The organism is Mycetocola spongiae, from assembly GCF_020424085.1.
Taxonomy (GTDB): domain Bacteria; phylum Actinomycetota; class Actinomycetes; order Actinomycetales; family Microbacteriaceae; genus Mycetocola; species Mycetocola spongiae.
Genome location: NZ_CP080203.1, coordinates 1,063,974 through 1,076,632, shown reverse-complemented (window position 1 = coordinate 1,076,632; position 12,659 = coordinate 1,063,974). Strand labels below are relative to the sequence as shown.

Annotated in this window: 9 protein-coding genes; all 9 read left to right on the top strand. The window is 67.4% G+C overall.

The features are described 5' to 3' along the window. Window positions 1-150: 150 nt before the first annotated feature. The 9 genes from KXZ72_RS04945 to KXZ72_RS04905 all read left to right on the top strand — a co-directional run bounded on the left by KXZ72_RS04945 (window position 151) and on the right by KXZ72_RS04905 (window position 12,659). Entirely contained in the window at window positions 151-1,443 is a 1,293-nt protein-coding gene (locus KXZ72_RS04945) for an NRAMP family divalent metal transporter (RefSeq protein ID WP_404823666.1), read from the top strand. A gap of 20 nt (window positions 1,444-1,463) precedes the next feature. Continuing rightward, window positions 1,464-2,237 (top strand): LamB/YcsF family protein, encoded by a 774-nt coding sequence (locus KXZ72_RS04940; RefSeq protein ID WP_226082626.1) that lies wholly within the window; start codon window positions 1,464-1,466, stop codon window positions 2,235-2,237. Beyond that, window positions 2,234-3,010, top strand: a complete 777-nt coding sequence (locus tag KXZ72_RS04935; RefSeq protein WP_226082625.1) for a putative hydro-lyase — start codon at window positions 2,234-2,236, stop codon at window positions 3,008-3,010. The genes KXZ72_RS04940 and KXZ72_RS04935 overlap by 4 nt, the downstream gene beginning before the upstream one ends. Window positions 3,011-3,020: 10 nt before the next feature. Then, entirely contained in the window at window positions 3,021-4,640 is a 1,620-nt protein-coding gene (locus KXZ72_RS04930; RefSeq protein ID WP_226082624.1) for a 5-oxoprolinase subunit B/C family protein, read from the top strand. Further along, window positions 4,637-6,361: an acetyl/propionyl/methylcrotonyl-CoA carboxylase subunit alpha gene (locus tag KXZ72_RS04925; protein ID WP_226082623.1), complete on the top strand. Its 1,725-nt coding sequence runs from the start codon at window positions 4,637-4,639 to the stop codon at window positions 6,359-6,361. Before KXZ72_RS04930 ends, KXZ72_RS04925 begins: the two co-directional genes overlap by 4 nt. Before the next feature lie 143 nt (window positions 6,362-6,504). Continuing rightward, complete coding sequence (locus KXZ72_RS04920) at window positions 6,505-7,506, top strand: efflux RND transporter periplasmic adaptor subunit (protein WP_226082622.1); 1,002 nt, start codon at window positions 6,505-6,507, stop codon at window positions 7,504-7,506. Then, entirely contained in the window at window positions 7,506-8,204 is a 699-nt protein-coding gene (locus KXZ72_RS04915; RefSeq protein WP_226082621.1) for an ABC transporter ATP-binding protein, read from the top strand. Before KXZ72_RS04920 ends, KXZ72_RS04915 begins: the two co-directional genes overlap by 1 nt. Beyond that, window positions 8,201-9,445, top strand: coding sequence for an ABC transporter permease (locus tag KXZ72_RS04910; RefSeq protein WP_226082620.1), 1,245 nt, complete (start codon window positions 8,201-8,203; stop codon window positions 9,443-9,445). Before KXZ72_RS04915 ends, KXZ72_RS04910 begins: the two co-directional genes overlap by 4 nt. A gap of 160 nt (window positions 9,446-9,605) precedes the next feature. Then, window positions 9,606-12,659, top strand: a complete 3,054-nt coding sequence (locus KXZ72_RS04905; protein ID WP_226082619.1) for an FtsK/SpoIIIE family DNA translocase — start codon at window positions 9,606-9,608, stop codon at window positions 12,657-12,659.

The window sequence follows — 12,659 nt, the reverse complement described above, 5'->3', positions numbered from 1 at the left end:
TATAGGATCGGGCAATACTCACTCCCGCACTCGGGCGACGGCACAGTGGCCGCCGGTCGGCGCGGGGGACGAGGCACGTACCTCGCTATCTGGCAGCCGTCACCCCGCCCGCGTTCCTTCCCCTGGAACCCCAAACCGGACAGAGACCCCATGACTGAACCCACCCCCCAGCCGCAGAGTTCCGCGGCACCCGCCGGGGATCCCGGCATCGGCGCCCAGGCCGCCGGCTTCGCCAAGGCCCGCAAGGCCTCGCTGATCGGCGCCATCTTCATGATGGCCACCTCGGCAATCGGCCCCGGCTTTATCACCCAGACCGCCACCTTCACCGCGACCATGGGTGCCGCCTTTGCCTTCGGAATCCTGGCGTCGATCCTGATCGACTTCATCGTCCAGCTCAATATTTGGCGCATCGTCACCGTGACCGGTAAGCGCGCCGCCGAGCTCGCCAATACCGCGATCCCCGGCAGCGGCTATCTGCTCGCCGTCCTGGTGATCTTCGGCGGCCTCGTCTTTAACATCGGAAATATGGGCGGTGCGGGCCTCGGCCTGAACGCCCTGCTCGGCTGGGATGCCAAGATCGGTGGCCTCCTGAGCGCCGCGATCGCCGTGGGCATCTTCCTCTCCCGCCGCGCGGGCATCGCCGTGGACCGCATCATGGTGGTCCTCGGCCTGCTGATGATCCTGCTCACCGTTTATGTGGCCATCGTCTCGGGCCCGCCCGTGGGCGAGGCGCTGCGCCAGACCGTCTGGCCCGATGAGATCAACTTCGCCACGATCACCACCATCGTGGGTGGAACCGTGGGTGGTTATATCACCTATGCCGGTGCGCATAAGCTCCTCGACTCGGGCACCGCCGGCGTCCACAACATCAAGGAGGTCTCGACCGCCGCCCTGAACGGCATCCTGGTGACCGGAATCATGCGCTACGTGCTGTTCCTCGCGATCCTCGGTGTGGTCGCCTCGGGAGTCATCATCGATACCTCGGGACAGGGCGCCAACCCCGCCGCACAGGCCTTCCAGGCCGCCGCGGGCGAGTTTGGTCTGCGCGCGTTTGGTCTTGTGCTGTGGTCGGCCGGTATCACCTCGATCATCGGTGCCGCCTATACCTCGATCTCCTTCATCACCGTCTTCAACGAGAAGATCACGCTGCGCGGACGCAACCTCGCCACGGTGGTCTTTATCGTGGTCTCCGCCGTGATCTTCGCGTTCCTCGGGACCGCCCCGGCGGCCCTGCTGGTCTTCGCGGGAGGCTTTAACGGCCTGATCCTGCCGATCGGTCTGACAATCTTTATGTATGTCGGCTGGTTCCGCCGCGACCTGATGAACGGATACCACTATCCGTACTGGCTGTTGCTGCTGGGCACCGCCGTGACCGGCCTCACCTGGTATATGGGCGTGGTCTCCGTGGTGCCGATCTTCGCGTTCCTCGGCATCGGTTCCTAACCTCAACTCGGGAGTACATCATGACCAGCATTGATCTTAATAGCGACCTCGGCGAGGGCTTCGGCCGGTGGACCCTGGGCGATGATCGAGCCATGCTTGATATCGTCTCTTCCACCAACGTGGCCTGCGGCTTCCACGCGGGAGACCCGCGCGGCATCATGCAGACCGTCCTCGGTGCGGTGGAAAAAAACGTCGTGATCGGGGCCCATGTGGGCTATCGCGATCTTGCCGGATTTGGCCGCCGCAATATGGACGTGGACAGCGCCGACCTCGTCGCCGATGTGATCTATCAGATCGGTGCACTGACCGGCATGGCCGCGGCGGTGGGGGGCAGCGTGCAGTATGTTAAGCCGCACGGTGCCCTCTATAACACCATCGCGCATGACGAGCGTCAGGCGAATGATGTGATTACCGCGGTCCAGGCCAGCAACCCCGCGCTGGTCCTGATGGGCCTCGCCGGATCCACCGTGCTGCGACTGGCCGCCGAGCGCGGCCTGCGCACCGTATCGGAGGCGTTTGCCGACCGCGCCTATACCCCCGAGGGGGTGCTGGTCTCGCGGCGCGAGCGCGGTGCCGTGCTGCACGATGCCGACCTCGTGGCCGAGCGGATGCTGCAGATGGTGACCGAGGGCACCATCACCGCAATCGACGGCAGCGTGATCCCGCTGACCGCCGATTCGATCTGTGTGCACGGCGATAGCGAGGGCGCGGTGCAGATGGCGCGGCGCGTGCGCGAACGCCTGCTCGCCGAGGGCGTCACGGTGTCCTCCTTTATCACCGGGGGTGGCAATTGAGCGCGCTCGCCGAGGCCGCGCGCGAGCGCTATCGCGCGGGGGCCGTGGAGCCCACCGCGGGCATCGCCCCCGGCATTACCCAGGCCAATATGATCTCGCTGCCGCGGGACTGGGCCTATGATTTTCTGCTCTACGCCCAGCGCAATCCCAAGGCCTGCCCCGTGCTGGATGTGACCGATGCCGGATCGCATCACACGGTGCTCGCCCCGGGCGCGGACCTGCGCACCGATATTCCGCTCTACCGGGTCTGGCGCGATGGCAAACTGGCCGAGGAGATCCCGGATGCGCGCGCGGTCTGGGCCGAATACCCCGACCTGGTGACGTTCCTGATCGGCTGTAGCTTCACGTTTGAGACCCCGCTGCGCGAGGCCGGAATCGACGTGCGCCACATCACCGATGGCACCAATGTGCCGATGTATCGCACCAACCGGCAGTGCCGTCCCGCGGGGCGCCTGCACGGCGAGATGGTGGTCTCGATGCGGCCCATCCCCGCCGACCGGGTGGCCGATGCCGCCACCATCAGCGGGCGCTTCCCCTCGGTACACGGTTCACCCGTGCACGTGGGTGAGCCCGGCCTGCTGGGTATCACGGATCTGGGCGCGCCCGATTTTGGTGATGCCGTGCGGATCGAACCGGGCGAGGTTCCCGTGTTCTGGGCCTGCGGGGTGACCCCGCAGGCGGCGGTCATGGCCTCGGGTGTTCCCTTCGCCATCACCCACTCACCGGGCCACATGTTTATCACCGACGTGCCCGATTCCTCGTATCACGTATAAAAGGAACCACATGCGTTTTCTGCCGGTAAATCTGGACGCGCTGCTGATCGAACTCGAGGACCTCGACGAGACGCTCGCGCTGCTGGACTCCCTCAACGGCGACCCCCTCCCCGGGGTCCTGGAACTCATCCCCGCCGCCCGCACCATCCTGGTGAGTTTTATGCCCTCCCGCACGAATGCGCGCGCGATCCGCGAGAATATCGCCGGGCGTTCCCTGGGCCGCGTGACCCGCGGCGATGGTGTGCTTGTGGAGCTACCCGTGCGCTATAGCGGGGAGGACCTCGCCGAGGTGGGGACGCTGCTCGGGGTCACCCCGGAGGAGGTCATCGCGCTGCATACCGGGCGCGACTATACGGTGGCCTTCACCGGTTTTGCCCCGGGCTTTGCCTATCTGGCCGGGGGACACCCCGCGCTGGACGTGCCGCGCCGCGCGACCCCGCGCACCCGCATCCCCGCCGGGGCCGTGGGCCTGGCCGGCACCTTCAGCGGCGTTTATCCGCAGGCCAGCCCGGGCGGCTGGCAGATCATCGGCGTGACCGATGTGCCGATGTGGGACCTCAACCGCGAGGTTCCCGCGCTGCTCCAGCCCGGTTTCCGCGTGCGCTTCCGCGATGCGGGTGCCGGGGCCGCCGTGGATCCGATCATCACAGGGGCCGCCTCCGGCACCGTCGCGGCCCCCGCGGCCGCGCACACCATAACCGCCCCCGCGCGGTCAGCCGCCGCGGTACTGGAGGTACTCACCCCCGGCATGCAGACCCTGTTCCAGGACCTCGGCCGCCCGGGCCAGGCGCGGCAGGGTGTCTCGGCCGCGGGCGCGCTTGACCGCCGCTCGCTGCGCGCGGCCAATCGCCTCGTGGGCAATGATCCGGCCGCACCCACCCTGGAAATTGTTTATGGCGGCCTCTCCGTGCGCGCCCTGCTGCCCGTGGTGCTGGCCATCACCGGGGCCGAGGCCGGGGCGCTCATCACCGCGGAAAGCGGGCATACCCGCACCGCGGGACCGGGCGTACCGTTTGCACTCGCCGCGGGCGAGAGCCTGGAACTATCCGCACCCACCCGCGGCCTGCGCAGCTATCTCGCCGTGCGCGGCGGATTTGCCGTGCAGCCCGTGCTGGGCAGCGCCTCCACCGATACCCTCGCCCGGGTGGGCCCCGAACCCGTGGCCGCGGGGGATACGCTGCACGCGCGGGTCGAGGCCGGTCCGCGCAGCAGCGTGGATGCCGGATATGATCCGGGACCGAGCTATCCCGCGGCCGGCGAGATCGTGGAACTCGACGTGGTTCTCGGACCGCGCACCGACTGGTTCACCCCCGCGGCCGTGGCGGCGCTCGCCGAACAGGAGTGGACCGTGACCCCGCAGTCCAACCGGGTGGGCCTGCGCCTCGCGGGAGAGACCGCGCTTGAACGAGAGATCACGCATGAGCTGCCCAGCGAGGGCACCGTTGTGGGCTCGATTCAGGTGCCGGCCAGCGGCCAGCCCGTGCTTTTCCTCGCCGATCATCCGCTCACCGGCGGCTATCCCGTGATCGGTGCTATCGCGCCGCATCACCTGGACCTGGCCGGCCAAATACCCATCGGCGCACGCATCCGCTTCCGCCCCATCACCCGCTTTACCGAGGACCAGTCGTGAAAAAAATCCTAATTGCCAACCGCGGCGAGATTGCCGTCCGTATCGCCCGCGCGGCGACCGATTATGGCGTGGAATCGGTGGCCGTTTATGCCGATGCCGATGCGCGCGCCCTGCACGTCTCGGCGGCCACCGAGGCCTATGCGCTGGACGGGCAGCGTCCCGCCGAGACCTATCTGAATATCCCCAAGCTGCTGGCCATCGCCGAGCGCTCGGGGGCCGATGCGGTCCACCCCGGCTATGGCTTCCTCTCCGAGAGCGCGGAGTTTGCCCGCGCGGTGCTCGACGCGGGCCTGATCTGGATCGGTCCCACCCCGGAGACCATTAACCTGCTGGGCGATAAGGTGCAGGCGCGTAAGATCGCCGAGCGCGTGGGAGCCCCGCTCGTGGCGGGCACCCCCGATCCCGTTTCGGGTCCCGAGGAGGTCCTCGCGTTTGCCGAGACCCACGGCCTGCCGATCGCGATTAAGGCAGCCTTTGGCGGCGGCGGGCGCGGGCTGAAGATTGCCACGCGCCTGGACGAGGTGGCCGAGCTCTTTGATTCCGCGGTGCGCGAGGCCGTGGCGGCCTTTGGTCGCGGCGAGTGTTTTGTGGAGCGCTTCCTGAGCAATCCGCGCCATATCGAGGCCCAGATCCTCGCCGATAATCACGGCACCGTGGTGGTGGTGGGCACCCGGGACTGCTCGCTGCAGCGCCGCAACCAGAAGCTGGTGGAGGAGGCCCCCGCGCCGTTCCTGACCCCGGAGCAGCGCGAGAATATTCACGATGCCTCGCGCCGGATCTGTGCCGAGGCCGGCTATCGCGGGGCCGGAACCGTGGAGTTCCTGCTCAGCGAGGACGGCACCATCTCCTTCCTCGAGGTGAATACGCGCCTCCAGGTGGAGCATCCCGTCACCGAGGAGACCGCGGGGATCGACCTCGTGATCGAGCAGCTGCGCATCGCCGATGGCCTGCCGCTGAGCATCACCGAGACGCCCGAGCCGCGCGGCCACTCCTTTGAGTTCCGGATTAACGCCGAGGATCCCGGCAGCGGCTTCCTGCCCACCCCCGGCGAGATCACCCGCTTCCGTGCCCCCTCGGGTCCCGGCATTCGCGTGGATAGCGGTGTTGAGACCGGTTCGAGCGTGGCGGCGTCCTTCGACTCGATGATGGCCAAGCTGATCGTGACCGGGGCCACCCGCGAGCAGGCCATTTCCCGCGCCCGCCGCGCCCTGGCCGAATTTGAGATCGAGGGCGTGGCCAGCGTGCTGCCCTTTGACCGCGCCGTGATGGAGCACCCCGATTTCACGGGTGGCGGCTTTGCCGTGCATACCCGCTGGATCGAGACGGTCTTCGCCGAGCAGATCACGATCGCCCCGCGCGTTCCGGAGACGGCCGGCGAGGGCCTGACCCGCACCTTTATCGAGGTGGATGGCCGCCGGGTGAGCCTGGGACTACCCTCCTCGCTGCTGGCCGGTCTGGGGAGTGCGGGTATGACCGCGGCCCCGGTCGCGCCGGCCGCGGCCGCGGATCCCGCCGAGCTTCCCGCGCCGATCACGGGCACGCTGGTGTCCTGGCTGGTGGCCGAGGGGGCGAGTGTTGCCGAGGGTGAGCAGGTCGCGGTGATGGAGGCCATGAAGATGGAGGCGCCCGTGCTGGCCCAGCGGTCGGGAACGATTGGACAGCTGCGGGAACCGGGCGAGTTTCTCTCCGCGGGGGCCGCGCTCGCGCATGTCGTAGGATAACGCCTTTTATGATGGATATCATCCTTCAGAGTGATGTTCGGACATGCGTCCGTCATTACTCTGAAGGTTGATTCTTTCATATTTATAAAGGGGTAAACGTGGGTGTATGGCGGCGCTGGATTTTTCCGAGCCTCAGAATTTTTGTGTTTGCGGCCATCGCCGTGGCGCTCGTGAAGCTGGCTTTTTTTCCGAGTACGGAATCGGAGGGAGCACTGCCGCTTCCCACCGGAAACGCCGATGACCAGGTGGTCGCGGTGAGCGTGGGCTCGATCGTGAACGAGATCAGCCTCGGCAGCACCGTGGTCGCGGACCCGGCCGTTCCGGCCCGCGCCGGCATGATCGGCGAGGTGGGCGAGCTCTCCGTGGCCCAGGGCGCCACCGTGGCCAAGGGTGCCGTGCTGGCCACCATCCGCCAGGAGATCGAGCAGGAGCCCATCGTGCGCACCGATGCCGAGGGCAATACCACCACCACCGCACCCAAGGCCAAATACCGCTATTCGCAGGTGGTTGCGCCCGAGGCCGGCATCATCAGCGCGCTGCCGCTGATCGTGGGCCAGGCCGTGGCCGTGGGCGATACCGTGGCCCAGATCGCGCCGCCCACCTTCTCGGTGACCGCCACGATCGACCCGGCCCAGCAGTTCCGCCTCGCCACCCAGCCCACCGAGGCGCGCGTCTCCGTGGTGGGTGGCCCCGCCGAGTTTACGTGCACGGGTCTCACGATCACCGCCCCGCTGGCCGGGGCCGCCCCGGGCGGCGATGAGTCCAACCCCGGCGCCCCGGCGGCCGGCAACGGCCCGCAGGTGCGCTGCGCGGTACCCGCCGATGTGCGCGTATTTGGTGGCCTCTCGGGCAAGCTTGTGCTGCCCGGAGGAAGCGCCGAAAACGTGCTGGTCCTCCCCGTGACCGCCGTAAAGGGAAGCTCGCAGTCGGGTTCGGTCTGGGTCATGAACGCCGAGGGCATCAGCGAGGAGCGCCCCGTATCGCTGGGCCTCAACGATGGTTCGCTCGTGCAGATCACCGAGGGCCTGGTCGAGGGAGATGAGGTGCTGGAGTTCATCCCCGTGGAGGACCCCACCAACGGCGGCCCGGGCAATGACTGTGTGGAACAGCCCAACGGCGAGATCATCTGCGGTGAAGAGGGATAATGGTGCTTCTTCACCTCGAGGGGGTAACCCGCACGGTGAGGCTCCCCGACGATGAATCACTCACGATTCTGTCGGATGTGAGCATCAGCGTGGATGCGGGGGAGCGGGTGTCCATCGTGGGCCGCTCGGGCTCCGGTAAATCCACCCTGCTGAATATTCTGGGGCTGCTGGATAACCCCACCACGGGTTCGCTCTATTTTGACGAGGGCGATGTTTCGGCGCTCTCCACGCGCAAGCGCGACCGCCTGCGCGGAAATAACGTGGGCTTTGTCTTCCAGCAGTTCAACCTGCTGGACGGCCGCACGGCACTCGAAAACGTCATGATGCCGCTGATGTATAGCACCGGCAGCGAGTTCTGGCGCCGCCGCATAATCGCCACCCGGATGCTGGAGCGCGTGGGCCTGGGCCACCGCCTGGGCTCGATGCCCAATAGCCTTTCGGGCGGTGAGCAGCAGCGCGTGGCCATTGCCCGCGCGCTCGTGCGCACACCGCGCCTGATCCTGGCCGATGAGCCCACGGGTGCACTGGACCTGGAAACGGGCCAGACCGTGATGGACCTGATGGACGAGGTTGTGGAACAGGACGGCGCCGCGCTCGTGACGATCACGCATGACGCGGCCATCGCCGAGCGCAGCGATCGCCACTTCCTGCTGGAAAAGGGTGTCCTGCGCCCCGAGACCGCGGAGGTGCGCGCATGAACGGCGCACTGACCGGTTTCATCGGCGCGATCTCCGATGCCTGGCAGGAGGTCCGCGTACACCGCGGCCGGGTCCTGCTGGCCCTCGTGGGAGTGGCCGCCGCCGTATGTGCCCTCTCCGTGTCGATGGCGGTGGCCGATATCACCGAGCGCACCGTGACCGAGCAGATCGAGCAGTACAACGGGCGTCCCGTGACGCTCTCGGTGCGCGCGATGTCGGAGCAGTCCCAGCTCTCGGTGGATCAGATCGAGCGCCTCGAATCGGCGTGGTTTGACATGATGGAGCGCTCCGATATCACCTATGCCACGCGCGAGTCGATGGACTACGGCCCCGTGCGCTTCCCGCACGGCTCGGTGGATTCGCAGTTTAAAATCGTGGACCAGAGCTACGGCCTGCTGCGCCACGTGCGCCTGCTGGAGGGCTCGTGGTTTGCCCCGGGAGACAGCGAACGGCTTGCGCCCGCGATCGTGGTGAGCAAGAAGTTCTGGGAGGAGATGGGCGAGCCCGATCTGCGCACCCACCCCACCGTGGTGAGCCCCCACCTGGATAACGCCCGCCTCGTGGTGATCGGCGTCTATGAGGGACAAAACTGGGAGGGAATGTCGCCCGAGGCGTATATCCTCAACGCCTCCTATCGTGCCGTGGCCCCCGAGCCGTTCCTGCCGGATGCCCAGGGCAATAGCAGCATGGAGATGTGGATTCCCGCCGACCTGGACCAGGCGCTGATGCAGCGCTTTGAGCAGTCCCTGAAGGCAGCCGCGGATCGCGGCACCTCGCTGCAATTCCAGAGCAATCGCCAGGGCGACTACGGCCCCGGCCAGGACCCGAGCGAGATGTTCCGGCTGCTCTCGCTGGGGATCGGCTCGATCATCCTGGTCCTGGGTGCGCTGGGCCTGGTCAATATCGCCATCGTCTCGGTGCGTCAGCGCATCCGGGAGATCGGGGTGCGCCGCAGCTTTGGGGCCAGCTCGGGCCGGGTCTTTTTCTCGGTCATGATGGAGAGCGTGGTGGCCACGGTGGTCGCGGGAATCGTGGGTGTCATGATCGCGGTATTGATCATGCGCATCCCCGCGGTATACGAGGTCTTTAACGGCGGCATCACCGGCCGCGGTGCCCCGGCATTCCCGGTGAATGCCGCGGTGATTGGGCTGGTGGCCGCCACGATCGTGGGCGCGCTGGCCGGACTGATTCCGGCACTGATCGCTACGCGCGTGAAGGTGATCGACGCGATCCGCTTCTAACGTGCGTATACCCGGCCCCGCCGCGTTCCCTCGGGGGCGCGGCGGGGCCATTTTTTTGGCGCGCAACACCCCCGCGCAACACCCCCGCGCGACGCGCCAGATTCCGCGTAAATCCGCGTCGATCCCGGCAAGAGTCGGTAGAGACAAGTAGCGTAGGGGCATGGCTACACGTTCTACACCCAGCGGTCCGCGCAAGAAGGCGTCCCCGGCGACCTCGTCCACGCGCGCGAGCGGGGCGGGTGCCGCCAAAAAATCGCCGGCCAAAACCCCCACCGCGGCCACCCAAAAACTGCCCGCGACCAAAAAAACTCCCACGCGCGCCGCCAAGTCCGGCGATCAGCCCACCGTGGCGTTCCGCGAGGAGGGTGCCCGCAATCCGCTGGTGGTGGCCTGGATGGCGGTGGCCCACCTGGTGGGTGGTGCGTTCCGCGCGTTTGGCGACGAAAAGCTCGAGCGTGAGCAGCGCCGCGACGGTGTGCCGTTCCTGCTGTTCCTGCTCGCCGTGATCGGCGCGGTTGTGGTGTGGTTCGGCGTGAATAACGACGTGGCCCAAAATCTTAATAGCTGGAGCTTTGGTGGCCTCTTTGGCCGCCTCGCCTTTGCGATGCCCGTGATCCTCACGCTGCTGGCGCTGTGGCTCTTCCGCAATCCCAGCTCGATTCACGATAACGGGCGCATCGGAATTGGTGTGTCCCTCGCCACCATCGCGGTGACGGGCCTGTGCCATACCTTCTCCTCCCTGCCCGATCCCTCCCAAGGCCTGCCCGCGCTGGCCGAGGCCGGCGGGCTGATCGGCTGGATGGTGGGCGGCCCGCTCACGTTCCTGCTCACCAAAATCGGCTCGGGAATCATCCTCTCGCTGCTCCTGGCCCTGAGCCTGCTGATCATCACCAAGACCCCGCCGAACCGGATCGGTTCGCGCCTGCGTGAGCTCTATGAGTGGCTCTTTGGCGCCCAGCTCTCGGCCGAGGAGGCCGCGGCCGAGGAGGACGGCACCGCGCCCGCCGCCGTGCCGCGCCGCGGCCGCCGCGCGGAGCCCGAGGAGGCCGCAAGCGCCTCCGAGCTGGAGGGCCTGGACGAGCTGGAGGCCGATCCCGCGGCGCTGCCGTGGTGGCGTCGGAATAACTCGCGCCGCGAGGAGGCCCCCGAATTTGAGTCGCCCGCGGCCTCCGAGGCGCTCACCGAGCTGCTTGGCGATGCCCCGCGCGGCGGCTTTGATAGCGCCCTGGAGACCGAGGCGGCCGCCGCCGCGGGGGCCACCGCGGCCATCGAACACCTCGCCGCGGCCGAGGCCGCGCTGGGCGGATACGCCCCCGCGGGAGACATCAGTGGCCTGCACGAGGACTCCGCGGAGGACCAGACCGAGGTGCTCCCCGAGCTATCCTCGTTGGGCCTGCGCGACGGCAGCACCACGGCCGAACTCGCGCGCGGGGGCATCCCCGAGCCCGCGGATCACCCGTATCGCCTGCCCTCCACCAGCACGCTCTCGGCGGGTACCCCACCCAAGGCGCGCTCGGCGGCCAATGACGAAATCGTCGCCGCCATCACCGAGGTATTTACGCAGTTTAAGGTGGATGCCACCGTGACCGGCTTTAGCCGCGGCCCCACCGTGACCCAGTACGAGATCGAGGTGGGCCCGGGTGTGAAGGTGGAGCGCATCACGGCCCTGCAAAATAACATCGCCTATTCGGTGGCCTCCAATGAGGTGCGCATCCTTGCCCCGATTCCGGGTAAGTCCGCGATTGGTGTGGAGATCCCCAATAGCGACCGCGAAATCGTCTCGCTCGGCGATGTGCTGCGCTCCGCCGCCAATACCAAGGCCACCCACCCGATGACCATCGGCGTGGGTAAGGACGTCGGCGGCGGTTTTGTGGTGGCCAATCTTGCCAAGATGCCCCACCTGCTTGTGGCCGGTTCCACCGGTTCGGGTAAGTCCAGCTTTGTGAACTCGATGATCACGAGCCTCCTGATGCGCGCCACCCCGCAGGAGGTGCGCATGGTCCTGATCGACCCCAAGCGCGTGGAGCTGGCACCCTATGCCGGTATCCCGCACCTGATCACCCCCATCATCACAAACGCCAAGAAGGCGGCCGAGGCGCTGCAGTGGGTCGTGAAGGAAATGGACATGCGCTACGACGATCTGGCGAGCTTCGGCTTCCGCCATATCGACGACTTCAACCGCGCTGTTATCGCGGGGGAGATGGTGCTGCCCGCCGGCTCCGAGCGCGTCCTGAAGCCCTATCCCTATCTGCTGGTGGTGGTGGACGAGCTGGCCGACCTGATGATGGTGGCCCCGCGCGATGTGGAGGACTCCATCGTGCGCATCACGCAGCTCGCGCGTGCCTCGGGAATCCACCTCGTGCTGGCCACCCAGCGCCCCTCGGTGGACGTGGTCACGGGCCTGATTAAGGCCAATGTGCCCTCGCGCCTGGCCTTTGCCGTCACGAGCGTCACCGATTCCCGCGTGATCCTCGACCAGCCCGGTGCCGATAAGCTCATCGGCCAGGGTGATGCCCTGTTCCTGCCGATGGGGGCCTCGAAGTCCATCCGCGTGCAGGGTGCCTGGGTGAACGAGGACGAGATCGAAAAGGTCGTGCAGCACGTCACGGCCCAGGCGCGCCCCGAGTATCGCAAGGACGTCGAGGCCGTGATCGAGAAGAAGGAGGTTGACGCCGATATCGGCGACGATCTTGAGCTTCTCTGTGAGGCCGTCACGCTGGTGGTGGGTACCCAGTTTGGCTCCACCTCGATGCTGCAGCGCAAGCTCCGGGTGGGCTTTGCCAAGGCCGGCCGCCTGATGGACCTGATGGAGTCCCGCGATATCGTGGGCCCCTCCGAGGGCTCAAAGGCCCGCGATGTGCTGGTCACCGCCGAACAGCTCCCCACCACAATCGCGATGCTGCGCGGCGATATCGCCAGCGCCCCGGCCCCCGCGGCCGAGGCCGCGCCGCGCCCCGCCGAGCCCGCCGCCCCCGCGCCCGTGGTTCCCGAGCGCCCGCCGCTGCCGATTGCCCCGCCGCTGAGCCTGGGCGAGCCCGAGGAGGCGGGGAAGGCCGCGGCCGAACCCGAGTGGATGGCGCACCCCGACCCGGCCCCGGCAGACTACGATCGATATGCCGGTGATCCCGTCGAGTCCCAATTCGATGGCTATGAACACATAAACGGCGATGACGAGGGCGACGAAGACGCCTGGGGACTGACAGGACGAGACTAA

What these genes read in the sequence shown, in the direction of transcription:
- KXZ72_RS04945 (WP_404823666.1), top strand. Translation starts at nt 151, where the DNA reads ATGACTGAACCCACCCCCCAGCCGCAGAGTTCCGCGGCACCCGCCGGG.
- KXZ72_RS04940 (WP_226082626.1), top strand. Translation starts at nt 1,464, where the DNA reads ATGACCAGCATTGATCTTAATAGCGACCTCGGCGAGGGCTTCGGCCGG.
- KXZ72_RS04930 (WP_226082624.1), top strand. Translation starts at nt 3,021, where the DNA reads ATGCGTTTTCTGCCGGTAAATCTGGACGCGCTGCTGATCGAACTCGAG.
- KXZ72_RS04915 (WP_226082621.1), top strand. Translation starts at nt 7,506, where the DNA reads ATGGTGCTTCTTCACCTCGAGGGGGTAACCCGCACGGTGAGGCTCCCC.
- KXZ72_RS04910 (WP_226082620.1), top strand. Translation starts at nt 8,201, where the DNA reads ATGAACGGCGCACTGACCGGTTTCATCGGCGCGATCTCCGATGCCTGG.
- KXZ72_RS04905 (WP_226082619.1), top strand. Translation starts at nt 9,606, where the DNA reads ATGGCTACACGTTCTACACCCAGCGGTCCGCGCAAGAAGGCGTCCCCG.